At 54.7% G+C, this 23,320-nt stretch carries 20 protein-coding genes and 1 pseudogene; 17 read left to right on the top strand and 4 right to left on the bottom strand.

What is annotated here, in order from left to right; genetic code table 11:
• Positions 1-110: 110 nt before the first annotated feature.
• Positions 111-1,313: an AMP-binding protein gene (locus tag HU720_RS02765; RefSeq protein ID WP_346656549.1), complete on the bottom strand. Its 1,203-nt coding sequence runs from the start codon at positions 1,311-1,313 to the stop codon at positions 111-113.
• A gap of 81 nt (positions 1,314-1,394) precedes the next feature.
• On the opposite strand from HU720_RS02765, the gene HU720_RS02760 reads away from it, so the two are divergent.
• The 5 genes from HU720_RS02760 (at position 1,395) to HU720_RS02740 (ending at position 6,729) form a co-directional block, all read left to right on the top strand.
• A complete protein-coding gene (locus tag HU720_RS02760; protein WP_186517056.1) occupies positions 1,395-2,534 on the top strand; it encodes a site-specific integrase in 1,140 nt (379 codons plus the stop codon).
• A 1-nt stretch (position 2,535) separates the two neighbouring features.
• Positions 2,536-4,188, top strand: coding sequence for a hypothetical protein (locus HU720_RS02755; RefSeq protein WP_186517054.1), 1,653 nt, complete (start codon positions 2,536-2,538; stop codon positions 4,186-4,188).
• Positions 4,188-6,074, top strand: coding sequence for an integrase (locus HU720_RS02750; protein WP_186517053.1), 1,887 nt, complete (start codon positions 4,188-4,190; stop codon positions 6,072-6,074). Before HU720_RS02755 ends, HU720_RS02750 begins: the two co-directional genes overlap by 1 nt.
• Positions 6,061-6,462 carry a TetR family transcriptional regulator gene (locus tag HU720_RS02745; RefSeq protein ID WP_186517052.1) on the top strand — a complete coding sequence of 134 codons (402 nt, stop codon included), beginning with the start codon at positions 6,061-6,063 and terminating at the stop codon, positions 6,460-6,462. The genes HU720_RS02750 and HU720_RS02745 overlap by 14 nt, the downstream gene beginning before the upstream one ends.
• 114 nt (positions 6,463-6,576) lie before the next feature.
• Entirely contained in the window at positions 6,577-6,729 is a 153-nt protein-coding gene (locus HU720_RS02740; protein WP_186517051.1) for a hypothetical protein, read from the top strand.
• Between the two features lie 231 nt (positions 6,730-6,960).
• Here HU720_RS02740 and HU720_RS02735 read toward each other — a convergent pair whose 3' ends face one another.
• The gene (locus HU720_RS02735; RefSeq protein WP_186517050.1) at positions 6,961-8,205 is read right to left on the bottom strand and encodes a hypothetical protein; all 1,245 of its coding nucleotides are present in this window, start codon (positions 8,203-8,205) and stop codon (positions 6,961-6,963) included.
• A gap of 274 nt (positions 8,206-8,479) precedes the next feature.
• On the opposite strand from HU720_RS02735, the gene HU720_RS02730 reads away from it, so the two are divergent.
• Positions 8,480-9,199, top strand: coding sequence for a hypothetical protein (locus HU720_RS02730; RefSeq protein WP_186517049.1), 720 nt, complete (start codon positions 8,480-8,482; stop codon positions 9,197-9,199).
• Between the two features lie 108 nt (positions 9,200-9,307).
• Here HU720_RS02730 and HU720_RS02725 read toward each other — a convergent pair whose 3' ends face one another.
• Positions 9,308-10,507: a sel1 repeat family protein gene (locus HU720_RS02725; protein ID WP_186517048.1), complete on the bottom strand. Its 1,200-nt coding sequence runs from the start codon at positions 10,505-10,507 to the stop codon at positions 9,308-9,310.
• A 564-nt stretch (positions 10,508-11,071) separates the two neighbouring features.
• On the opposite strand from HU720_RS02725, the gene HU720_RS02720 reads away from it, so the two are divergent.
• From HU720_RS02720 to HU720_RS02710, 3 genes are all read left to right on the top strand, one after another.
• The gene (locus tag HU720_RS02720; protein ID WP_189672604.1) at positions 11,072-11,404 is read left to right on the top strand and encodes a transposase; all 333 of its coding nucleotides are present in this window, start codon (positions 11,072-11,074) and stop codon (positions 11,402-11,404) included.
• Positions 11,401-11,736, top strand: coding sequence for an IS66 family insertion sequence element accessory protein TnpB (gene tnpB, locus HU720_RS24185; protein WP_145187308.1), 336 nt, complete (start codon positions 11,401-11,403; stop codon positions 11,734-11,736). The genes HU720_RS02720 and tnpB overlap by 4 nt, the downstream gene beginning before the upstream one ends.
• An 81-nt stretch (positions 11,737-11,817) precedes the next feature.
• Positions 11,818-13,365 (top strand): IS66 family transposase, encoded by a 1,548-nt coding sequence (locus tag HU720_RS02710; protein WP_186517046.1) that lies wholly within the window; start codon positions 11,818-11,820, stop codon positions 13,363-13,365.
• 52 nt (positions 13,366-13,417) lie between these two features.
• Here HU720_RS02710 and HU720_RS02705 read toward each other — a convergent pair whose 3' ends face one another.
• Complete coding sequence (locus HU720_RS02705; protein ID WP_145187305.1) at positions 13,418-14,428, bottom strand: NAD(P)-dependent alcohol dehydrogenase; 1,011 nt, start codon at positions 14,426-14,428, stop codon at positions 13,418-13,420.
• Between the two features lie 182 nt (positions 14,429-14,610).
• Between HU720_RS02705 and HU720_RS02700 the strand changes: the two genes are divergently transcribed.
• The 8 genes and pseudogenes from HU720_RS02700 to HU720_RS24585 form a co-directional block, all read left to right on the top strand.
• A complete protein-coding gene (locus HU720_RS02700) occupies positions 14,611-15,510 on the top strand; it encodes a LysR family transcriptional regulator (protein WP_186517045.1) in 900 nt (299 codons plus the stop codon).
• Positions 15,511-15,695: 185 nt separating this feature from the next.
• Positions 15,696-17,000: an SIR2 family protein gene (locus tag HU720_RS02695; RefSeq protein ID WP_186517044.1), complete on the top strand. Its 1,305-nt coding sequence runs from the start codon at positions 15,696-15,698 to the stop codon at positions 16,998-17,000.
• Entirely contained in the window at positions 16,997-18,718 is a 1,722-nt protein-coding gene (locus tag HU720_RS02690; protein WP_186517043.1) for an ATP-binding protein, read from the top strand. The genes HU720_RS02695 and HU720_RS02690 overlap by 4 nt, the downstream gene beginning before the upstream one ends.
• 220 nt (positions 18,719-18,938) lie before the next feature.
• The gene (locus tag HU720_RS02685; RefSeq protein ID WP_186517042.1) at positions 18,939-20,075 is read left to right on the top strand and encodes a radical SAM protein; all 1,137 of its coding nucleotides are present in this window, start codon (positions 18,939-18,941) and stop codon (positions 20,073-20,075) included.
• Entirely contained in the window at positions 20,075-20,689 is a 615-nt protein-coding gene (locus tag HU720_RS02680) for a 3'-5' exonuclease (protein ID WP_186517041.1), read from the top strand. The genes HU720_RS02685 and HU720_RS02680 overlap by 1 nt, the downstream gene beginning before the upstream one ends.
• On the top strand, positions 20,686-21,267 hold the full coding sequence (locus HU720_RS02675; protein ID WP_186517040.1) for an AAA family ATPase: 582 nt from the start codon (positions 20,686-20,688) through the stop codon (positions 21,265-21,267). Before HU720_RS02680 ends, HU720_RS02675 begins: the two co-directional genes overlap by 4 nt.
• Positions 21,264-22,046: an aldo/keto reductase gene (locus HU720_RS02670; protein ID WP_186517039.1), complete on the top strand. Its 783-nt coding sequence runs from the start codon at positions 21,264-21,266 to the stop codon at positions 22,044-22,046. Before HU720_RS02675 ends, HU720_RS02670 begins: the two co-directional genes overlap by 4 nt.
• 63 nt (positions 22,047-22,109) lie before the next feature.
• Positions 22,110-22,757, top strand: a pseudogene (locus HU720_RS24585) (SIR2 family protein); the annotation flags it as partial.
• Between the last annotated feature and the right edge of the window lie 563 nt (positions 22,758-23,320).

The following is a 23,320-nucleotide window of genomic DNA, read 5'->3' as shown; positions in this document are numbered from 1 at the left end:
TCGCCAGCTCCCACAGAGGCCGCGTCAGCCGCGATATCCGAGCCTGGCTCAGATCCCTGTGGGAGCTGGCGCCAGCCTGCGATGAGGCCGGTACAGGCGAGCACCTAACCTCACCCCGCACGCGCCAGGTTGGCCAACACCCCTTCAATCTCCCCAAGCACCGCCGGATCATCCAGCGTTGAGGGCGGGATATACGGCTGCCCATCAGCAATCTTGCGCAGCACCGCCCGCAGAATCTTGCCCGAGCGGGTCTTGGGCAAGCGCTTCACCAGCCGCACCTGATTGAAACAGGCCAGCGCGCCAATATGCTCGCGGACACTGGCGGCAAGCTCGGACTGCAACTGCGCCTCGCCAATGCCCTGCCCGTCCTTGAGCACCACCAACGCCAGCGGCACCTGGCCCTTGATGTCATCATGCACGCCGATTACCGCGCACTCGGCCACCGCCGGGTGGCGGGCGACCAAGTCTTCCATCTCGCCTGTGGACAGGCGATGGCCAGAGACGTTTATCACGTCATCGGTACCGCCCATGATGTAGACAAAACCCTCGTCGTCCAGGTAGCCACCATCGCCCGTGTGATAGTAGCCCGGGTGGGTGTGCAGATACGCCTCAAGATAGCGGTCGTGGTCGCCCCAGAGGGTCTGGCTGCAGCCAGGCGGCAAGGGCAGCGCGATGACAATGGCACCCTGCTGGTTCGGGCCAAGCACCTTGCCATCATCGTCCAGCACCTGCACATGGTAGCCAGGCACCGCGCGGTTGCTCGATCCAGGCCGTGCGGCGCTACCTTCCAGCCCAACGCAGGGCGCAGTCACCGGCCAGCCGGTTTCGGTTTGCCACCAATGGTCGTGCACCGGCTTGCCGCTGACCCGCTCAAGCCATTCGTGGGTGCTGGAGTCGAGCTTTTCGCCGGCCAGGAACAACTGGCGCAGGCAGCTCAGGTTGTGGCCACGGATCAGCTCGCCTTCAGGGTCTTCCTTGCGGATCGCACGCATGGCGGTGGGTGCGCAGAACAGCGCGTTGACCTGGTACTGCTGCACCACGCGCCAGTACGCAGAAGCATCGGGGGTGCGGATCGGCTTGCCTTCATAGAACACCGTGGTACAGCCGCTCATCAGCGGCCCGTAGACGATCAGCGAATGCCCTACGACCCAACCGACGTCGGAAATGCCCCACCAGACGTCCCCCGCCTGCATGCCGTAGATATGGCGCATGGCGTAGCACAGGGCCACCGCGTTGCCGCCGTTTTCGCGCACGATGCCCTTGGGTTTACCGGTCGTGCCGGAGGTATACATGATGTTAGGGGGCGTTTGAATCGTTAGCTGATGTCTCTGACTTGATCTACGCTTCCCTCAGATGATCAAGCCCAGCTCCAAGCTTTCCATCAAGGGACATCCATGCACCTGATCCTTTCCACCCGAGAGTTCAAGCTCGCAGGCCTGTCTCTCGAAGGCTTCCCCATCCTTCTGCACGACAGCATGGAGAGCTGCGTCCCAGCGAATGATTTTCTGAGGAGCTACCTCCGGCGTGGAGCCATTCGCTCACCCAAAACATGGGCAGCCGCCGGAGAAGCTCTTTATGACTATTTTTCATTTCTTCAAGCTCATAACTTGCACTGGCGCGATGTGGATCGGGGAGAGTCGAAAACGCTCTTACATGCTTACCGCGACTACTGCTTTAACATCCATAACTTGGCCACGAGAACAGTTCGCCTTCGCTTGTTTTTCATCTTGAGATTTTATAAATACGCACTGAAGACCGGCTTGGTTTCAAAGCTACCAACCGACCTAGAAATCCGAGCAGTATTTAAAGACCCATCTTACCTCGCTCACATTAGTGGATCTAGCACTACAGCAGAGGCAAGCGATGTGATGCCGCGCCTCGCAAAAACACTACCAAAATATCTAACAATGAAGCAAACCAAACTAATTATAAAATCAACGAAAAACGTGCATCATCGAGCGCTTATAAAATTTGCCCTCAGAACTGGACTGCGTAGAGAAGAGCTTGCCACGTTCCCGCTTAATTACATCAAGAAAGCACTGGCCACGCCCGGCAAAACAGCAAATGTCAAAATTCTTCTGGATCCAGAAGATGGATCCGGGATAAAAACTAAGCGCAAAAAATCTCGCTCCATCTGGGTCAGCCGCTCGCTTATAAATGAAGTTAACTTGTACATCAAGCACTACAGGGGTGAAAGGATCGGCCTGGGCAGGACGGACAATGAAAGGCTTTTCGTGAACCAAGATGGACGGGGTTATTCAAATGGCGGAAAAGCCCTTGAGAAGATAGTTAAAAACATAGGTCGCTCTATAGGACTGGAGGTCACGCCGCATATGCTCCGGCACACCTATGCCACCCATACGCTTGTTCAACTCCAGCGTACCCGTAGCGTAGTTGATCCTATCGCGTTCCTGAGAGATCAATTAGGTCACTCATCAATTAATACGACAATGATCTACGCCCACCTTGTCGATGACTACGTAGACGATGCTGTGCTGGAGTATGACCGCGAGCTAAGCGAGTTGGAGGACTGACATGGCTAAAAAGAAGGTATTTCAGTCCTCAGACCTATCCACCCCTGAAATAACGCCCGACATCAACTCTTCAGAACCGTCAATACACGATTTGAAGATTAATCATACTGTAGTGTTTCCCGCCAACCCTACGGGCAGGGTCGGATTCTCCTTCAAAAAGTGGTATGGAAAGAAAATCGATGCGATCACCTACATATTCCACGTACAAATTCTTCGCTTCGTAGCCAAACAAGACGCACAGCTTGAAACCGCCACCGTAGCGTCAATCTGCGGAGCCGTTGGAACTTTCCTTACTTATCTGGCGCTTCATGCCAGGACTCTAAATAAGATGCTAGTCCCTGCGGACATCAACAGCGAAATGATAAACGGCTTTTTGCATCACACCTCTCAACTTGGGCTAGCCATATCTGCTCAACGGGGAAGATTTTCACTAATAAAAACCGCACTACTGGCATTAGGTCAGCGCGGTATTTTCAAATTGGTAACTCACGGCCCGGATAAGACATTCCCCTTAAACCCGTTTCCCAACTCGAATCGATCCATGAAAAAGGCAGAGGGACTCACAAACTCGGAAAAGAAATCACTATTATCAGCACTGCGATCAGCTATCCAGCCAATCTGGGATAACACACAGCCGCTGACAAGTGAGGTTCTCTCCTACTGCCTTCTTATTGTTGCTCTCCATACCGGTAGAAATACCCACCCCCTGCTTGAAATGCCCCCGGACTGCCTGAAGCCACATCCGAAGGATGATACTTTTTTCCTAGTTCTATGGAAGCGTAGAGGGCATAACACGTATAAGGTAGCTTTACGCGAAGAGAGCGAGACTGAAAAAAACTTGGACTCAATGCCTGGAGTTCGATCAAACGTGGCGCGCGTGATCAGGCAGGTCATCTCGCGCACCCAACCGCTCCGAGAGCAAGCAACCTATAATAGAGTCTGGCTTTACCGATCGCGCGAATCCGGAAAGCACGACAAGATCTGTTACCTTTCATCATCAATGTTGCAGTCTGCAACCGCGAAGTTGGTAGCCGACTATAACCTTAGAGACAACCAAGGTAATCCGCTGAAAATCACGGTATCAAGATTACGGAAGACCTTCGCCAATCGAATTTATGAGATTCTTGATGGTGATATTGCCAGTACTGCCAGAGCACTGGGCAACAGCCCAAGAATCACAAGTGATAACTATCTAGCTCCTACAACGGAAAGCAAGCAGAATTGGCGCTTTATGGGTGAGATCCTTGTTAAAGAGCTACTTTCTAATACCATAGGCAACACCTATCACAAAACACCAGTTGCCAACTGCAACAACAGTACTCGCAGCCGCTTCATGAATCGAAGTGATCCAATCTGCACGAGCTTTTTGAACTGTGTACGCTGTGAGCATTTCGCAGTGACCTCAGATGACCTGTATAAGCTTTTCAGCTTTTACTTCAGAATATTCAAAGAGCGCAATAACATGCCTAAACACAGGTGGAATCGGGAGCTTGCCCATATCCCGAGACTCATCGACAAATACATTGTCGCAGAGGGCGTTAGCCGTGGAATTTTCAAACAATCCGCAGTAGACGAAGCCAAAGCTCAAGCTCAGAAAAATCCGCATCCATTTTGGAGTTCCGACTGCATTCTTGGCATTGAGGTGATTTCATAATGGATACATCATACAGACCTAATACTGAACGTGAGCTCAGCCCTGTCGATTTAAAAAAAATCCCGACATCTGAACGCGACCTTCTGCCCATTGCGGTTATTAATATAAACAAGCAATGGATAATTGTGAGCCGCTTTGGCGACGACAAATGGCAGGTAAGTGGACATCCTAAAAACCGCGCTAGAAGTCATACCATCGTAGACTTTTCCCGATACCCAGCCGAGTACAGAGATGCAATCAAGGAGATTGCCTACCGGTACTTAATCTGGGGAAGAGAAGGCACCAGAAAGCCAAAAGGCTCGACGCTACGCAACATGCTTAATGACTTGCTGCACTTCATTCGCTATCTAAAAAAACTGGGCGTAACGAACCTCAAGGACATCCCCAAAATTATTTTCCACAATTTCGCCCAAGAAACAAGTACATTAATAACCGCTAGAGGCAAACCGATTGCAAAACTTACCATTTCCAGACGTTTCCTTGCCATTGAGGCACTATTTGAACTAAGCCAACACACCAACCACCCTCTGAAAGCGCATCCATGGCCTGAGACCTCTGCGTTAGGGTTAGCGCGACTCACAGGCAGCAACGCCCAGCATAAAACCACGAGCTCTACGCCTCTCATGCCTGACTTGATTTTTAGCTCGCTATTTGCCAAGTCTCATGAGCTCATTAAAAATGGAAGCCGCCTACTGGATATTCGTGACGACCTAGACGAAGTCAAGATAAAATTTGGCGCAAGAGGACAGAGCAAATATACTGCCGAAAGGAAAAAAGTATTAGAAAATCACAATTACGAGAATGGCGCCAGCGTATTGAGAGAGGAAATCATACACCTCAGAACCGCCTGTTACATCGTAATTTCAAGCACATCAGGCTGTAGAAATCACGAACTTGCCAATCTCAAAGCTGGCGGGTATCACGACACAATTGACGATGATGGCGAAACTTACTATTGGATCAGCGCCGAATCTGAAAAAACTTACGCCGGCATCTGCAACTGGATGATTCCTTCTATCGGAATCGATGCAGTGAAAATCATGGAGCGTTTTGCGTTACCGTACCAGGCCATGATCGCTGATGAAATTGCAAGGCGTGAAAAAACTGACCCATTCGACCCAGAAATCGCTATCGCCAAGGCACACCAAGAGTCCTTATTCCTTGGTGTGGCCACTAGTAAGAATGCAGAGGCGCGCACACTTTCAGTGGGCAGCTGGAATAAACAACTCAAAAAGTTTGTCGAGCTTACTGGCTTAGACTGGAATATTTCAAGCCATCAGTTTCGGAAGAAGTTTGCAAACTATGTTGCACACAGCAAATTTGGTGACCTGCGATACTTGAAAGAGCATTTCAAACACTGGTCAATGGATATGACGCTTGGCTACGCTCTGGATGACTCGTGGGCCCAGAGTTTCGATTTGGAGCTATATGATGAAATCGAAACCGAGCTTGCCGCAATCAAAAAGGAGACAGTGGAAAGCTGGTTGGACGAGAGCGTATTAGCCGGAGGGTATGGCGCCAGCCTCAAGGAGTGGCAACGTGACCCTGACAACTTAGCGCTCTTCAAAAATCATGCCTCTATGATCAAGTCAATTTCTGAAAGCACGGCTATACGTAGCAATGGGCATGCCTGGTGCACCGCTGATAATAATGCATGCATCGGGAATTCAATGGATCGAGGGCGCTGCTCGGACTGCAGTAACGCCGCAATCGGGCAAACTCATGTACGAATTTATGAGGAATTGTACGCTAACCTTAAGAATCTTCTCGACGTTAAGGATATTGGAGAAGCAGGTATTGTCCGAATCACTCGTGACATTGAGAGATACGCCGCAGTTCTAACCAAACTTGGCCACAGCCCTGAGAAAAACAATGAACAACTCTAGAAAGCCTGCTGAAGATCGGGAAAAACTAATTCTTTTAGCCCTAGCACGGATAAGAAACAATCGCTCTAACAATGACGAAACCAAGGTGTCTATTTCAGCGGTAGCAAGGGAAGCTGGAGTTTCGGCATCGCTGATCCATAACCATTACCCAAAAGTCGCGGAGATAATTAGAACCGAGCAAGACAAATCAAGTAGAACCCAGCGAGACTTGAAACACAGCGAACTAAAATCCGAAAAAACAAAAAACACCGAGCTCAGGACAGAAAACAAGGAACTAAAGCTCCAGATAGCCAAGCTTGCATCCATTAACGAAATGCTGATTATAGAGAATCGGGAGCTTCGAGCAATCATAACATCTGAAAACGTATCGCACATACCAAAGACTTGACGTTAATTACGATGGCCAACCGATGGATTTTGGAGGAGCAAAGCTCTCATTTCTTCGCCCCACCTCCTTGGTTAACCTCTGGCGCTCAACCCCACCTTTAACAGGTCACCCAAGATGAACAACAAACAACGCCGGAGCCTCAAAAAAGCTCGTTTGAAAGCAAAGATCAGCGTGCCTCTCGCCGCCAGAATGGCTTTGGTCGATCCGCGAACCTGGCGGCAACGGGAAGCAGAGGGACGCAGCGAAATGACGGGTGCACTTGGATGACCTGGGCCTTGGACGGGCTCGTACGAGAGCTTCGTTGGAGTAGGAGTCTCAGTCGGCAAGGGCGTTCGCGCTCGTTATAAGTACGCGACCACAATCGCTCCATATGCTGTAGTTTGATAGGTGGCTTCGACGGGTGCCTAGTTAACGGCGAAGCACACGGAGAGGTAGTCGAACCATCAGCACCTCATGGCAAACCGCTGAGCTTCGGCAAGCCCAGCAGCTCTACGTCATTCAAGCCTCTGTTTCTGGGAGCTCTTGCGCAAAGCCAGTTAGCCACTCCCTATCCTCCCCTTTCCCTGCCTGGTCAAGGTACCGACGGCCTAGATCCGTAATCGCTATTTGCTCGACGCCATGCTCCAGAACATCAGCCTGCACTATCAGGTCAAAGATCTCTCCATTTTCAGCCTGGCTTACTGTCCCCTCCTCAGGCTTTGAAAATGTCTCGGCGATAGCTGCTTTCGCCTGGCTCTTGGTGTCGAACAGTTCGAGGATGCGTACATCCTCAGATTGATGCCGAGCGCAGACAAGCTCAGGCATACCGGGCACGCCGATGAAGAATACAGAGCGCTTCTTCAACCCGAGCACCTGGGGGTGTTTAGGCCCGCGCCGAATGAGCCAGATGCCATTCGGGCCTCGTGCAGTGCGGTGAGGGATGAGCATCAACTGGCGAGTCTTCATGCTCTCAAAGCAACGGAGTGACAACGTCGGCGTCCCGACATGAATCAAAGTGCTCCCGCAGCGAAACGTTGCACGCTCGGCGACTGCCTCACTCCATGTCCCGTTGGGCTCAGTCAGATTTGCGACGCGCCAGATGGCGGGCACCAGATCACGGGTTTTTTGGGTCATGTCACTCGCGATAGTGATCAGCCTGGAATCTCTTCGAGATAAACCTGAGCCCGGGATGGGGCTCATCAGCTCATCGTTGAGAGGGAAGTAATCCCATTCAAGAAAACCTTCCTGGTAAAGCTTTGCAGCACGGATGAAATCATCACCGTGGGTGCGCAACTGCTCCGAACGCAACGGGATGCAGTCAGTATCGCGTGGAGCCCTTCCCGCATCTGCATCGGGCACGATCGAGTCGATTCTCGCCCTCCACACGTTTTCATCGTCACTGCCATCCCAAATGAGCACCGCGCCGGATAGCTCAGCACCGGAGCTATTCTCCTGCGGATCCCCATCGTAGAACCTTACGCCTGGGCATAAGCCGAAGAACGCACGTGTGTAGACCTTTGGCATTGGCTTGCCGCCCAACGCCTTCGTGTATTTGACGACAATATCCAAATCCCCGCACGTCAGAGCTCCGCGTGCGTATGAGCCGAATACCCAAAGCTGGTTGACTGTCATACGACAGACGCGCGGCTCATCGAACAGCATGTACTCAAATTCACGGGTCGATACCTTGTCCAGCGCTTCACAAATCCGAATCAGTTGCTTTGTGAACCGCTCCCTCGCGTACCGCTTTTCCTCAGCGCCCACTGCAACGCCTCCAAGCAAATAGGAATCAGGGTGCCCGTCGATGGGCGATGTGGCAATAGCGATGAGCCACTACTTCGTGTCTGCCCCGGGAACTCGTGTGCACTGTCCCCACCGTCTTGATAGCGTTGCGCCACTGTCGTATAACCATCACGCTCAAAGGCCAGTCACATTTGGTTTCACCGCATGCGGACGAAGGTCGCCGGGCAGGAAGGCCTCAGGTTAAACAGGGCCGCAAACCTCGCAGCTACAACCGACTTAAACATAGGGAAATACGATGCGCACAAAAGTGGCTGCCATTTTGATGGCTGGTTTATTGATGGCTGGTTGCAGCGATCCAAAGCAGGCGATGCTTCCAGCGGACATGGCCAAATGGTCAGAAGACCAGGGGCTCAAGGATGCTGTGTCCAAGCTGTCCGATGACGAAAAGAAGCTCTTCATTGGGTATGCAACACGCCTCGCGGTAGCAAGTGCGTTTGGGGGCAATAAAACCGTGACCGAGATGACGGTCAATGATGCTCTGAAGTCCCAGCAAGCCTGGTTGGACGAGAAGGCAGCTGAGCAAGAAAAGCAGAGGCTCCTGGCCGAGCAGATCAAGCAACAGCAGCTCGCGGCCCTCAAGGAAATGAACGCCACCCTCACTGCCTCCTTGGTTGAGCTAAAGCTCAATCCCAAGGACTACGAGCGAAGCAAATACTCGGAGTATTTCAGCATCAGTGTGGCCTTCAAGAACAATACAGCTGAGGCCCTGGCTGGCGTGAAGGGCACGGTTGTGCTGAAGGACATGTTCGGCGATGTCATCAAACGCATCCGGCTGGCTGACGACGCCCAGATCGACGCGGGCCAGAACTACATCTATCAAGGCACCATGGACTTCAACCAATTCGAAGCCTCGGACACCAAGCTCGCCTCGTCGAACACAGCAAAACTGCAGTTTGAATGGGAACCAGACACCTACATTTTCGTGAACGGTAAGAAGCAGGTTATGCCCAACTAAGACCCTGAGCCTGTCGCTTGGAAAGCCAGAGGTAACAGGGCGATGGAAATGACCCTATCGCCCAGTGTGCATCAACCCCACAAGCCGCTTTTCGGCCCAGTCGACTCGTTACAGACACTCACCGCCAGTATTGTGCTGCCGCCAGCGTCTGAGATTCTCCCCCTTTTCTTCGCAGATCCTGCGCAGCTCAGCAGCCTCAAGGTGAGTGTCAGAAGCGAAGGCGAAGTGATGTGCCGCTCGGTCATATTGATCCTTGGCCATGAACAGGTGGCCCAGTTTTAAGTGGGCCAGAACTGCCTGGGCGGGCGAAGCATTTTCAGAGTCATACACCCACTCATACCACCATAACGCCTCTTCAAGATCCGGTTTTATTTCCATCTCCCAGGCCCCCTCGCCCGCCAGCAAGCTCGCGAGCTTGAGCTGCGCTTCGATATCGCCTCCGACCGCTGCACACCGATAGAGCGACATCACCATACGCTTCGTGTCAGAGGAATGGTCGTGAGCCAAATAGATCTCAGCCAAGGCCGTTGCAGCCCCCTCGCACCTCATTTCGACACACTCCTTCAACATCCCAACAAGATGCTCAGGTCTCGGCATCTCTCCAGGATTGCGCAACCAAAGCCGAGCCATCGCAACCCATGCAGGTGGGTAATTTCCCGTTGTGGCTTCTGCATAAAGATCGAATGCGGCTCGAACGCTTTTCAACTGCCCTCCAACACCACGCTCCGCAAACTGAGCCAACTGGTACTTACTGACACTACATCCTTTGTACGCTCCTGATTCATAGGCCTCGGCAGCTTCATAAGCCCGCCCCTCCCCCAGGTGGTAATCCCCCAGGAAGCTGTACACCGACACATACCCGAGCTCTGCAGCCATCACTGCAGCTTTGAGGCCTCCGCCAGGTGTAGCCAGCGGGGGGAACTGGGCCCCCACAAGATAGAGCTTTGAGATCATTACCAACGCTCCCAACGAGCCATCCGCGTATACCATCTCAAGTTGCTCATAGATGTCGTCATACGCTGTGAGAAGGCTCTCGGGAGGCTGCCCTTGCTTTAACAAGGTTTCTAGCGTCTTGATCCGTACGCTGATTGCGCCGAGGCGAGCTTCAAGGTGTTCAATACACTCGGCCCTTATGGAAAACCAGCTCCTTCCAAATCTGCTCTGGCAATGTATGTCAAAACAGTCGGGATCTCTGTAGCCCTCTTTCACCATGCTCCCATCCGGCAGCTTGAGACGGCTTTCAAGGGGCTGATCGAGGTTCAGCGGAGGGAATTTAAGGGGAGAAACGGGTGGTAGGTCTGGCTTCATCGCGATCTCCAGACAATAGAAAACGAACTCCCCGCCGAACGGGGCAATGGTTTCTCATATTGTCTGGCCGCTTCCAGCTCACGGCGGAACGCCTGTAGAAGGCGTCTGGCATCAGATTAGAAGACACGCGAGACGTGTCAAGACGCTCGGATTTTACTGGGCAACCAATTGATTTCGCCGGGGCAAAGCTCTCATTTCTTCGCACCTCCCCTTGGGAAACCTCTGACCCTCAAAACCACGCCAAGGCGGGGTCGGTAAGACCCCCATCACACTCAACGTGGCAGCTTGCCTGGGGGAGACGGGAGCGGGATGAGCATTTTGGCCGGTTGGCCGCGAAGCCGAGAGACGATATGAGCGATCACCTCGACGTATTGGTTGTAGCAGCTCTCTTTCCCTCGCCGGCTAGCCGATGAGCCTTGTAACTAATTTCGCTAGATTCACCCTCCTACCCCACTTCCGGCGTATCCGTCCGGCCAAGTCATCTACCCTGCACCGTAAAGCCAAGACATGGTGTGCACTTAAATTTAGGTGGACACCAGTTCTAGTCTTTTAAGCGGGTATTTCATGCAGCCACAACGACGTTCTTACTCCAAATCCTTCAAGGCCCAAGTCATTCAAGAGTGTGCCCAGCTTGGCGCTTCGATTGCCAGCGTCGCGCTGAGCCACGACCTCAACGCGAACCTCGTCCATAAGTGGATTCGGCTGCAATCGCAGAAAAGTGCCGTCCTGCAACCTGCCTTTATCCCCGTGGCATTACCGTCATCGGCGTCACGATCAGATATCACCCCGGCCATGATCTGCCTCGAAATCCCACACCCACGCGGCACCGTCAAAGTTAGCTGGCCGACCGAAAGCGCGGCTGCCTGCGCAACCTTTTTGCGAGAGCTGTTGCGATGATCCGCATCGACTCCATCTGGCTTGCCACCGAGCCCATGGACATGCGCGCCGGCACCGAAACCGCGCTGGCGCGGGTGGTCGCTGTGTTCGGTGCGGCGCAGCCGCACTGTGCTTATCTGTTTGCCAACCGCCGTGCCAATCGCATGAAAGTGCTGGTGCACGATGGGCTGGGTATCTGGCTGGCGGCCCGCCGCCTGCATCAGGGAAAGTTCATCTGGCCCGGTTCTCGGCACGGCTCGCAGATAGAGTTGGCCGCCGAGCAACTGCATGCCCTGGTGCTGGGGTTGCCTTGGCAAAGAGTCGGGCCTGGCAACGCAATTTCCATCCTATAACCTCTGCCACGTGCCGCCTGGCCGTGCAATTATCCGATCAGCCTGTCGTCGGTTTTCGCCTGTTCTGGCAAAATCGTCGGCATGACTTCGCTGCCCAATCTCGACCTCCTACCCCCTGAACAACTGCGCGCTCTGGCAGCGCAGTTGATGCAGCGCGTGGAAAGTCTCGATCAGACAGTCGAGACAATGGGCAAAAAAATCCACCGCGACCAAACGGTTATCGAGAAGCTGACCCACGAAATTGCACAGCTCAAACGGTTGAAGTTTGCCAAGAGTAGCGAGCAGTTAAATCCGCAGCAGGCTAGCTTGCTGGACGATTTGATCGATACCGATATCGCGGCGATTGAGGCTGAGCTTCAGGCATTGCAAACAGCTCCGCCTACGACCGATAAAAAGCAAAAGCCCAAGCGCACGGCGTTGCCGGCGGAGTTCCCACGCACGCTAATCCACCACGAACCGGACAACACTCATTGTCCTTGCGGGTGCGCACTCAAGCGTATCGGTGAAGACGTCAGCGAAAAACTGGATTACAGGCCTGGCGTATTTACTGTCGAGCGCCATGTCCGTGGCAAATGGGTCTGTGATGACTGCGAAACACTGATCCAGGCGCCAGTGCCGGCGCAGGTCATCGACAAGGGCATCCCGACCGCCGGGTTGCTGGCCCACGTCATGATTGCGAAGTATGCCGACCATTTGCCTCTCTACCGTCAGGAGTCAATTTTTGGTCGAGCCGGTTTGGCCATCCCACGTTCAACTCTGGCCCAATGGGTTGGCGTAACTGGCGTGCAGTTACAGCCTCTGGTCGAGGCGTTGCGCGACGTAGTGCTCGGACAGCAGGTCATCCACGCCGATGAAACGCCGGTGCAGATGCTCAGCCCGGGCGCGAAGAAAACCCATCGTTCCTATGTTTGGGCCTACGCCACCAGCCAGTTCTGCGAAACAGCAGCGGTTGTTTACGATTTCAGCCACAGTCGCGCAGGAGAACACGCACGCAACTTCCTGCAAGACTGGAAAGGCAAGCTGGTCTGTGATGATTTTGGTGGCTACAAGGCCAGTTTTGAACTCGGCGTGACCGAGATCGGCTGCATGGCCCATGCCCGGCGCAAGTTCTTCGAAATGCACGCCACCAACAAGAGCATGCTCGCCGAACAAGCCCTGCGCTACATCCAGTTATTGTACGAAATCGAACGCGAAGCCCGCGACCTGGAGCCAGATTTACGGCGCCAAATACGGCAGGAAAAAGCCGTCCCGGTGATGGAGAGGCTGCATACCTGGATGATCACCCAGCGAGATCTCGTGCCCGAAGGTTCGGCCATCAGCAGAACGCTTGATTACAGCCTAAAACGCTGGGCAGCGCTGTCGCGCTACCTCGATGACGGGGCCGTACCCATTGATAATAATTGGGCAGAGAACCAGATCCGGCCATGGGCTCTGGGACGCAAGAACTGGCTCTTCGCAGGGTCATTACGCAGTGGCAAACGGGCGGCGGCGATCATGAGTTTGATCCAGTCTGCACGGCTCAACGGGCATGACCCGTACGCTTACTTGAAGGACGTGCTCACGCGCCTGCCGTCGCAGCGGGCGAGTGAGATTGCCGATCTGCTGCCACATAATTGGGTGGCCATCTGACCGCGCATATTTCAATGCGGAAATTTGCGGCGTAACTCCAGGTGGCCTGATTCTACTCGATTTTGATTACTACCTTACCAAAGGCGCCTCTGGCCAAATGTTCGTACGCTTCGCGTGCTTGATCGAATGGATACACGTGGTCGATTACCGGGCGAATCTTGTGCTCATTCAAGAATTCGTTCATTCGGTCAAATGACGAGCGTGGAGCAACGGCTATGCCGCGAATCGTTGTTTGTCGGAAAATCATAGGCATCAGGTTCAGGGCAGAGGTTTGGCCTGTCAGAAAGCCGATCTGTGCGATACGTCCACCTACCTTTGTTGCAGCAATCGATTGATTGATGCCGTCACCGCCTGCCACATCCAGCAGAAGATCCACTCCCTTGCCGTCAGTGAGCTTCAGAACTTCCTCTGCCCATTCAGGGGTAGTGCGATAATTCACACCAGCAACAGCGCCCAGTTTTTTTACAGCTTCCAGATTGTCATCACGGCTGGAGGTGACGATAACCTTGGCTCCCAAAGCCGTAGCAATTTGTGCTGCAAAAACAGAAACACCTCCAGATCCCTGAACCAAAACGGTTTGGCCGGTCTCGATTTGGCCATAATCGACGAGCGCATACCACGCCGTCAGAGCAGCAATTGGAAGGGTCGCTGCTTCCTCATCTGACATGTTGTCAGGGGCACCTACCGCGCTGTCTTCATGGATGATCATGTATTCCGCCAGACCACCAGGCAATGGCGATCCAAAGCAGTAGTTAGGCTCATCTGGCCCAGGCATGCCGTCCAACCAACGTGAGTAGAGGTGTGAGTTGACCCGGTCTCCGATAGCGAAGCGGCTGACACCATCACCAACTGCCACGACAGTCCCCGCCGCATCGCTGACGGGGATCAGTGGCTTGGGCACCAGGTGAGGTTCATAGATGCCGTCAACGATGGCCTTGTCCCGGAAATTGAGTGATACAGCGCCTACTTTAACCAGCAGTTCACCAGCTTGGGGCACGGGGGTTTCCGTTTCGCCCTGTACCAGATTATCCAAGCCGAAATCTTTCAGAAGCCACGCTTTCATTTTTTGTCTCCAACAATTTTGAATGTGCAGGTGAGGAAAGCTCCTCCCTTACGCTGAGGACATTGTTGAGGTTTCCCGGCTATAGATAAATGTGCAGAAACGAACAGGATTGTTATCCTGATCAGCAACAATCACCCAGTTAACATGTTCCCGAGAAGAGACTTATGGAGCTTCTACAGTCGATGCAAGTATTCGCCAAGCTAGCGGAGTTGGGGAGCTTCACCAAAGTCGCTGAGGCAATGCAGGCCGGACGCCCGCACGTCACACGCACCATTCAGGATTTGGAAGCCTCGCTGGGTGTCCGTCTGTTCCAGCGCACTACGCGTAAAGTAAAACTGACGGCTGAGGGCGAGCGGTTTTACGAACGCGTCAAAGAGATTTTAGCAACCATCGCAGAAACCACTTCCATGTTCGACCGTAGTGGATCGACGCTGCGAGGTCGGCTTCGAATTGACATCCCAACTGCATTTTCCCAGCGCAGCTTCATGGAAAGCCTTAGGAGATTTACAGAGGCATTTCCCGAAATCGAGCTTGCGCTAGGCGTGACCGACCGTACGGTAGATCTCGTCGCCGAGGGCATCGACTGTGTATTGCGAATTGGTGACCTCCCGGATTCAAGCATGGTGGCCAGAGAAATTGGCACCGCCACCATGGTGACCTGTGCGTCTCCAAGCTATCTCCAAGCCTGCGGGGCACCCATAACCCTACAAGATCTAGCAGACCACCAATGTGTAAGCTTCCTTTCCGGTCAAAATAACAGACCGCTGCCTTGGCACTTCTCGGTAGACGGCAAAGATCGTCCACACACGCCTCATGGTGGAATCACTGTGAATGAGTCGAATGCCTACGTTCAGTGCGGTGTTGCAGGCTTCGGCATTGTTCAAGCTCCTGGCATTGCCGTTGAGACATTCCTCGCAAGCGGAGAACTGGTTGAAGTGCTCAGGGCATTTCGTCCAAAGCCTCGCCTGGTATCCGTGCTTTATCCAAGCAGAACGCATCTTGCGCCTCAGGTCGACGCATTTGTGGATTGGCTGAAGGAACATTTTCCTGTGCTACACCCCAGCTGGTTCACAGCGCACTGACCTTCGCTCATATGCTGACCCCGCACCAAACGGGCTGGTGCAAGATGTGTTCGGCAGACGCTTACCTTCCGGCGCCATAGCACCGATGTCATTATGCCAATACTGCGTTGCCCACAGGTTTCATCACGCGCACTCGATTGGCCCATAGCACGCCATCGGGATACGCCCCCTCAAGGATCGTGTTGATGTCCAACGAAAACGCCCCGCCAGCCCCAGCCCTTTCTGTAGAAGCCGTAGCCCCCCCGCCCCCTGCTGACAAACCTGTGGAGCTTGATGCCAACCGTAAGGGCCTTCAAGCCTACCTAGCACCAGGGGCTTCTGATTGGGCGCCTTTGAATGAAGAAGCCTACATAGTCCTCAAGGGCGTACCACCACCTGATCCAACAAGGATCGTTTCAAACCGCACAGCACTGTCGGACATGCTCGCTGCGGCACTGCAAGTTCCCAATCTTGGCTTTTTGGCTGGAAGTGGGACTTCGCTTGGTGCACCAGGTGGGCCGAGCATGTGGGATCTGTGGAAGCGCTCCATGTGCACACCCGGCTCAGGGGATCCCACTGAGGCGGCAGGGCGCGTGATGGATGTGGTGCGCTACAAAGAAACCATAAATCCAAATATCGAGCATTTCCTTTCTCAATGCGACGCCTATCTCGCCTTCAATAAAGACGCCACCGTCGAAGGGTTTGTCAGCGGGGTCAAAGCAGTCATCCTAGATGCATGCTCAGCATTCCTGCGAGCCCCAAGCGCCGATATCTCTGCATACAGGCAGTTGCTGCAGAAGCTGGCGAGACGACGAGTCCGAGACCCTCGCCTGAAGGTCTTCACCACAAACTATGATATGTGCTTCGAGACAGCAGCCTCTGACCTCGGGATGATGGCCATTGATGGATTCTCCTACACCCGCAGGCGGCGGTTCGATGGGAAACATTTCAGCTACGACATCGTCAGGCGAGAGGTGGAAGGTCATGAGTTCGCCGAAGGTGTGTTCCAGCTACTGAAGTTGCATGGATCGGTGAGCTGGAGCAGAGAGGGAAAGGACATCTACGAGGACACAGCGCCTACACCTGCGAACGCGTGCCTCATCTACCCAGCCAAAGGCAAGTACCAGCAGGCATTCCTGCAGCCTCACCTAGAGCTTCTGTCGCGCTACCTGGAGTTTCTGCGTCAGCCCAACAGTTGTCTCATCGTGGGGGGATTCGGCTTCAACGATGATCACCTCTCTGAGCCAATCTTCTCAGCGATCCAATCTAACCCGAGCCTGAAACTCATACTCTGCGACTTCCAGTGCATCACGCACCTGCATAACCGGGGACACCATGGCTCAAGCGACTATTGGGGCAGATTCCATGACCTCGCCAAGCGTGGCCTGGACATCCACTTCGTCAGTGGCTCGTTCAGCGATCTTGTCAGCCACATTCCGCACCTGAGAACAGCTTCTCCAGCAGAGCAGTTGGCGAATGCCGTCAGACGCCTGGGGAGCCAAAACGCATGAGTGCTCTCGACGGGATTCTGGCCAGCAATCTCAAAATTGGTGTGGTTTCGAGTGTGAGTGCCCAGCTGGTAAAGACGAACCTGGCGCATGCCGGCAATGTGAGCGGCCAATACTTGGGCCACAACCGTTACGGCAAAGGTGAGGTCGGCGAGCTTGTGCTCATTGAAGGCCAGCAAGCAGTGCTGCTCGGGCGCATAACCGAAGTGACGCTGCCTGACAGGGATCGCTCGGAGATTTCACAGGACTTTGCAGGTAGCCGCCAAATCGACGCAATAGGCTTCATACGCCTTCTGGGCTCCGTAAACCCGCAATCGCTGCGAGTCACAGCAGGAGTTAGCTCATATCCACGGCTTGGCGATCGGGTCTACTCCGCCCCTGGAGAATTCATTTCCCAGATCCCTTTGTTGACCTCAACGGGTGTGGACGGTGCGCCACCTGAGGTAGCGTTGAACCTTGGTCACGTTGCCGGGGATGGCGGATTTCCTATTGCCGTCACTCCCGAAAAGATATTCGGACGGCACTGCGCAATCCTGGGCTCCACAGGCGGAGGCAAGAGCTGGACGACATCCAAGCTGATCGAGGAGTGTCGCCGCTTCTCAGCCAAAGTAGTGCTGATTGATGCCACGGGCGAATACCGCTCGCTCGTTGGCGATGACACGGTTCATTGCCACCTTGGCAGCCCCCTCCACCGGGCTGAAGGCTCTGTAGAGGTCGCGATTCCCCCGACTAGCTTCACCGAATCCGACTTCATTGCCCTCTTCCAGCCATCAGGGAAGACACAAGGGCCGAAGCTGAGGGAAGCGATCAAAAGCCTCCGACTCGTACATCTCGCACCTGACCTGTTCCCGAGGCACATCGTCTTGAAGGTAGACCAATCGAAAGACGTCTATCGCGAGGCCATGAAGAGAGGCAACAACGCAAGCCTGGTAGGAAATCCAACAACGCCATTCAACCCTCGCAAACTGGTATCTCAGCTGGTGCAGGAGTGCTGCTTCCCGACCGCTTACAACGACTCTGAGCGTTTCGGGGGAGCCAGTAATGAAATCTCTCACTGCACATCTCTGATGACCCGCATCCTCGGCGTGATGGAGTCGCCGTCGCTGGGCTGCGTCTTCAGTCCCGCTGCCGGCCTTTCCAGTTTCGTAGATCAACTGGACAGCTTCATTCGTAGCGACAAGAGGCTGTTCAGGGTCTGCTTGAGCTCAATTGGATACGAGTTCAACGCCCGTGAGGTAGTGGCCAACGTTATCGGCAGACTACTGCTGCAGCGAGCCCGGGCTGAGGTTTTCAGGATGAGACCACTAATCACCATCCTCGACGAGGCCCATAATTTCCTGGGCAAAACCGTTGGTAACGAGGATGACCTACAGAATCTGGATGCCTTCGAACTGATCGCGAAAGAGGGTCGAAAATACGGGCTGAACATTTGCTTGGCGACCCAACGACCACGCGACATAACTGAAGGCGTGCTCAGTCAGATGGGTACCCTGCTCGTCCACCGGCTTACGAACGACCGTGACCGCGAAGTCGTTGAACGAGCCTGCGGTGAGATCGATCGCTCCGCTGCAGCATTCCTGCCAAACCTAAAGCAGGGTGAGGTAGCGATGGTGGGTGTGGATTTCCCGATCCCGGTTACGATTCAAATCAGTCGACCAACCCAACCTCCCATGTCGGATGGGCCGAGCTTCCAGAGCAGTTGGGGATCACTGGGGCATTGATCTGACGCGCATAGGCATGCATGGCAGTGACGATTTCCGCGCCAAGAGACGGAGTGTCAATCCGCATGGAAATCTTCATTGCCCAATTTGATGGCAAATTGATAGCCTACCAGCTCGCCTGCCTGGTAGTGCTTCACCCCAGTTCCGAGGACGCTCCAGGATGGATAGGCACACCTCGAAGGAACATCTGCAACTCGGTTGAGCTGCAAGGAGCGCGTCCATGGATAGAAACGTCGCTGTCATCAACGCCACGCAACTGGCACTGGTCAACCCGAGCCTCCGGGATCCTGTCGAGTACCGTAAAAGTGGCCTCAGCCTGAACCATATCGTCGGCTGCCCCCTGGACTGCAGCTACTGCGTGAGGCACCTGTTCGGTAACTTCGAGCAGCGCACTCCCCAGGCTGTGATGACCGACGAAGAAGCCTTCAGGCAGTTCGTTTCGCATCGCTTCTTCCAGCCTCATATCACGCCGATTCAGCTTTTCAACCGAGCAACCGATCCGATGCTTCCGGACGTGAAAGGCCATACCCATAACCTGCTGCGACTGCTCGATGAGGCAGGGTTTACCAACAACGTGCTTGTGATCACTCGCTGGCGTGTGACGCCCGAGGACTGCGAACGCTTCAATGCCCTGACGAACATCAAGCTGACGGTGCTGGTGACTTACTCAGGCATCGAAGACCCGAAGATCGAGCCCATCAAATCGTCGATCGCAGCCAATAGCCTGCGAACCCTGTTCAAACATGCGCAGCGTTACCGGACGTTGCTCTACTGGCGACCAATTGTCCCTGGGCTTAACGATTCCGAGGAACACATCGCTCGCGCCGCGCAGCTCGCAAAACACGCCCACGCAACGGTGTTCAGCGGGCTGTTTTATCGACAAGAGATTGCTCGGTACTACCAAAGCCAGGGTATTCCCGAGCCCTACACCTCAACCGCCAGACGTAAGCTGCTGCCGCTGGAGGAGGAGCAACGGTTGCTGAGCATCTATCAAGCGCACGCTCCAAGCACTCCGATATTCCGCAAGACCTCATGTGGGGTTGCCTATGCCCACCAGCAGCCCGATTACAACGGCCATTTCGGGATCACCGAGCTGTGTGACACATGCCCTTCCGCTCAATACGCCACATGCCAGGCCGCTTGGAAGAAGCCCGATGAGGCGCTTCTCAGCAGCCTATGCCAGCGGCTGGGCGCTGAGGGTGAACCGGTGGTAACAGAACGCTCCATCATTGTTCGCGGCCTCGATGAACAGCGCCGGTACTTCATGCAGCACACGCTTGGGTACCAGGTGCACGATGCCGACAAGCCACATCACTATGATCGCCATGGACGCGCGGAAGCGCAGAGGAATATCTGATGACTGATACGGAGTTTCAGTGGCCCTCCGAGCCCATCGTAATTGTCGACGTTGAGGGTAATGGCCACACACCGCCTGACCTCGTGGAGCTGGCTATCGCCTCGTTCCCTGTCGTCGAGGGTGATGAGCCTTCAAGCTGGCTCATCAAACCGCCAAACCCCATCACCTGGCAAGCCAAGCGTGTGCACGGCATCGGCAACACAAAAGTGCAGAGCTCACCTGTTTGGGAAGAGCTGCGGGACGATGTCGAACAACACCTTCAGGGCAAATGGTTCGTCGCGCACAACGCGTCAGTCGACTACGGAGTGATGAAGCGCCATCTGCCCGACTGGGCCCCGCTTGGTGTGATAGACACGCTGAAACTTGCACGCCATGTGTACCCAGATGCTCAAAGCCATAGCCTCTCCGCGCTGCTGGCTCTGACTGGCCTGGACGCTGAAGTTTCGGGCGAGTTGCATCGCGCCGGGGAGGACGCCCGAGTAACCGCCCTCCTCCTGGGCCGTTTGATTGAGGACTCCCTCCTCAATAGCTGGCCAGAAGTCTGCAAGATCGCTCAGCTCAAGATTCAGACCGTGGACAAAACACCCACACCTGAACAGGGAAGCTTGTGGTGAGTTCGGTCGTAATCGGGGTTGCCGGCACGCACTCAACCGGCAAATCCACCTTCTGTGCCGACTTGAGGAAGGTACTTGAGGTGAAGGGGATCCGCGTCGAAGTCATCCCCTCCTTCGGGGCACTTGCTGTTGAGCGAGGCATTCCTCTGCTCACCCAGCACACATACGACTCAACAATGTGGTTCATCGACCGGACGCTTGAAGCGGAGCACGCTGCCCGCGTCAACGCTGATGTTGTGTTGGTTGATCGCCCTGTCATGGATGCAGTGGCGTACTGGAACGCTGCCGTTGAGTACCGAGGCTGCGATTTGGCTGCGCATGAAGTAGAGGCCATTGGGGCCGTAATCATGAATCACAGCCCCAACTACACGACCGTTCTTGCCACGAAGCTGGATCCCTCCATCGCTCTCGGCCCGGGGCGAGACACGGACAGTCGCTACAGAGCATCAGTGGACACCCACCTGCATGCGCTACTTGAGCGGCACTCAATCCATCACCAGGTGCTGACTCCTGCGGCGCGCGAGGCGCGTCTAGCTCAAATCACCGCCGATGTATTCCTGCGCATGGGGTTGGCATGAAGTTCACGACACACGGGATGCTGGCCGGAAAGAAGATACGTCGCCTAGGTTTTGGCACCATGCGGCTGACAGGGCCAGGCATCTGGGGGCCGCCTGCTGACGAGAAAAACGCGATCGAGGTCTTGCGCTCGGCGGTGGCATTGGGTGTCCAACACATCGACACCGCCGACGCTTACGGCCCGCACGACGCCGAAAGGTTGATCCGCAAAGCTCTATATCCCTACGCAGAGGATTTGATCATTGCCACGAAAGGCGGGTTTACCCGCCAGGGCCCAGGGCAATGGACACCGTGCGGTGTGCCGGCCTATCTACGCCAGTGTGTCGAGATGAGCTTGCGAAAGCTCGGAGTCGAAGCAATCGATCTTTACTACCTGCACAGAGTTGATCCCAACGTACCGCTCGCAGATCAGGTCGGGGAGCTGGAGCAGTTGCGCGCAGAGGGCAAGATCAAGGCACTGGGATTGTCCAAAGTGACCGTTGCTCAAACCATCGAGGCAGCAGCGATCGCTCCGATTGCGGCAGTTCAGAATGCCTTCAGCCTTCTGAACGCCGAGTGCAAAGACGTGGTGCAGTGGTGTAAGGAAAACAGCATCGCTTTCGTCCCGTATGCCCCTTTGGGGGCTGGAAAATACCTTAAGTCCGAAGATGCCTCGGCGACGTCCCGCAGTGCTCTGCGCTGGCTGCTTGAGTACTCCCCTGTCACGTTCCCCATCCCAGGCACCTCTAGGATCGAGCACCTGGCAGAAAACATGAGAGCCGACTGTGAGCCGACGGCTTAGTGGTTAATCGGATGCAACTCCCCCATACGAACAGTTGGCCTCTCCAACTCACGAGGATTGTGTATGACCGCTGCTGCTCCTGATCCAACAGCTCAAATCGCCTTTTCCATGTTTGAGAACAAAAGCGTCTATGCCGTGCTTTTTGGCTCGGGCGTATCCCGCTCAGCTGGTATTCAGACCGGCTGGGAAATCACCCTGGAGTTGGTGAAACGTTGGGGCATCGCGATGGGTGCGGGAGAGCAGGATGACTGGGTGGCGTGGTACGCAGGTCAGACAGGAGAGCAACCCAATTACTCCACCCTACTCGAACGCCTGGCGACCACCCAGACCGAGCGGCGAGCCATCATCCAGGGTTTTCTGGAGCCTAGCGATGAGGAATTGGAGGACGGCCTGAAGCTGCCTACCCGTGCCCATCGGGCGATCGCAGCCATGGTCAAAACGGGTCATGTGCGCGTGATTATCACCACCAACTTCGACCGGCTGATGGAAAATGCGCTGCGCGATGTCGGCGTTGAGCCAACAGTCGTCAGCTCGGAAGATGCCCTCGCAGGGGCTGAACCGCTCACCCATGCTTCTTGCTACATCTTGAAAATTCATGGCGATTACAAGGATGCAAGGATCCTCAATACCAATGTGGAACTGGGCGAGTACCCGGCGGCGTTCAATACGCTGCTTGATCGCATCATCGATGAGTTCGGGCTCATCGTCGCAGGATGGTCAGGTGAGTGGCATCATGCGCTGAGGGCGGCGTTTTTGAGAGCACCGTCACGTCGGTATCCGACCTACTGGCTATCCCGGGGTCGATTGAGTGAGCGTGGTCAGGAGCTCATCACCCAGCGTCGTGCCACTACCGTAACCGGGATGGATGCTGACACGTTCTTCGACGGGCTGAACCTCAAGCTTGAGACTATCCAGCAGTCCCGTCTGCCGAATCCAGCTGGCATCGAGCTGACTCTCGCTATGGCCAAACGCTTTATGGCCAGACCCGAGCACCGGATTCAGCTCGATGACCTATTAACCAGCCAGGCTCATCAAGCGATCAGTCATTTGACTCCTCTATTTGCCGCAGAACCCGGGGACGTAACCTTGGAGCATCTGGCCGCACAAGCCATGACCTATGAGGCGGCCATTGAACCCTTGGCTCGTCTCGCTGGAGTCTTGGGACGCTGGGGGTCTGGAAGTGAGCGCGCATTGGTGACGGATGCCATCAAAGGTCTGCATGCCGCATCCCAGGCTCAACAGACTAGCTGGGTACCTTGGAGTGCTCTGAAGAA

The sequence above is a fragment of the Pseudomonas sp. SWRI51 genome, assembly GCF_014268825.1.
In the GTDB taxonomy this organism is placed as follows: domain Bacteria; phylum Pseudomonadota; class Gammaproteobacteria; order Pseudomonadales; family Pseudomonadaceae; genus Aquipseudomonas; species Aquipseudomonas farsensis.
This window is presented reverse-complemented; position numbering and strand designations above follow the sequence as displayed.

Coding starts and splice junctions, on each gene's coding strand:
- tnpB (WP_145187308.1), top strand. CDS start 11,401: ATGATCCGCATCGACTCCATCTGGCTTGCCACCGAGCCCATGGACATG.
- HU720_RS02750 (WP_186517053.1), top strand. CDS start 4,188: ATGGATACATCATACAGACCTAATACTGAACGTGAGCTCAGCCCTGTC.
- HU720_RS02680 (WP_186517041.1), top strand. CDS start 20,075: ATGACTGATACGGAGTTTCAGTGGCCCTCCGAGCCCATCGTAATTGTC.
- HU720_RS02695 (WP_186517044.1), top strand. CDS start 15,696: ATGTCCAACGAAAACGCCCCGCCAGCCCCAGCCCTTTCTGTAGAAGCC.
- HU720_RS02720 (WP_189672604.1), top strand. CDS start 11,072: ATGCAGCCACAACGACGTTCTTACTCCAAATCCTTCAAGGCCCAAGTC.
- HU720_RS02690 (WP_186517043.1), top strand. CDS start 16,997: ATGAGTGCTCTCGACGGGATTCTGGCCAGCAATCTCAAAATTGGTGTG.
- HU720_RS02745 (WP_186517052.1), top strand. CDS start 6,061: ATGAACAACTCTAGAAAGCCTGCTGAAGATCGGGAAAAACTAATTCTT.
- HU720_RS02705 (WP_145187305.1), bottom strand. CDS start 14,428: ATGAAAGCGTGGCTTCTGAAAGATTTCGGCTTGGATAATCTGGTACAG.
- HU720_RS02670 (WP_186517039.1), top strand. CDS start 21,264: ATGAAGTTCACGACACACGGGATGCTGGCCGGAAAGAAGATACGTCGC.
- HU720_RS02685 (WP_186517042.1), top strand. CDS start 18,939: ATGGATAGAAACGTCGCTGTCATCAACGCCACGCAACTGGCACTGGTC.
- HU720_RS02760 (WP_186517056.1), top strand. CDS start 1,395: ATGCACCTGATCCTTTCCACCCGAGAGTTCAAGCTCGCAGGCCTGTCT.
- HU720_RS02725 (WP_186517048.1), bottom strand. CDS start 10,507: ATGAAGCCAGACCTACCACCCGTTTCTCCCCTTAAATTCCCTCCGCTG.
- HU720_RS02740 (WP_186517051.1), top strand. CDS start 6,577: ATGAACAACAAACAACGCCGGAGCCTCAAAAAAGCTCGTTTGAAAGCA.
- HU720_RS02710 (WP_186517046.1), top strand. CDS start 11,818: ATGACTTCGCTGCCCAATCTCGACCTCCTACCCCCTGAACAACTGCGC.
- HU720_RS02730 (WP_186517049.1), top strand. CDS start 8,480: ATGCGCACAAAAGTGGCTGCCATTTTGATGGCTGGTTTATTGATGGCT.
- HU720_RS02755 (WP_186517054.1), top strand. CDS start 2,536: ATGGCTAAAAAGAAGGTATTTCAGTCCTCAGACCTATCCACCCCTGAA.
- HU720_RS02700 (WP_186517045.1), top strand. CDS start 14,611: ATGCAAGTATTCGCCAAGCTAGCGGAGTTGGGGAGCTTCACCAAAGTC.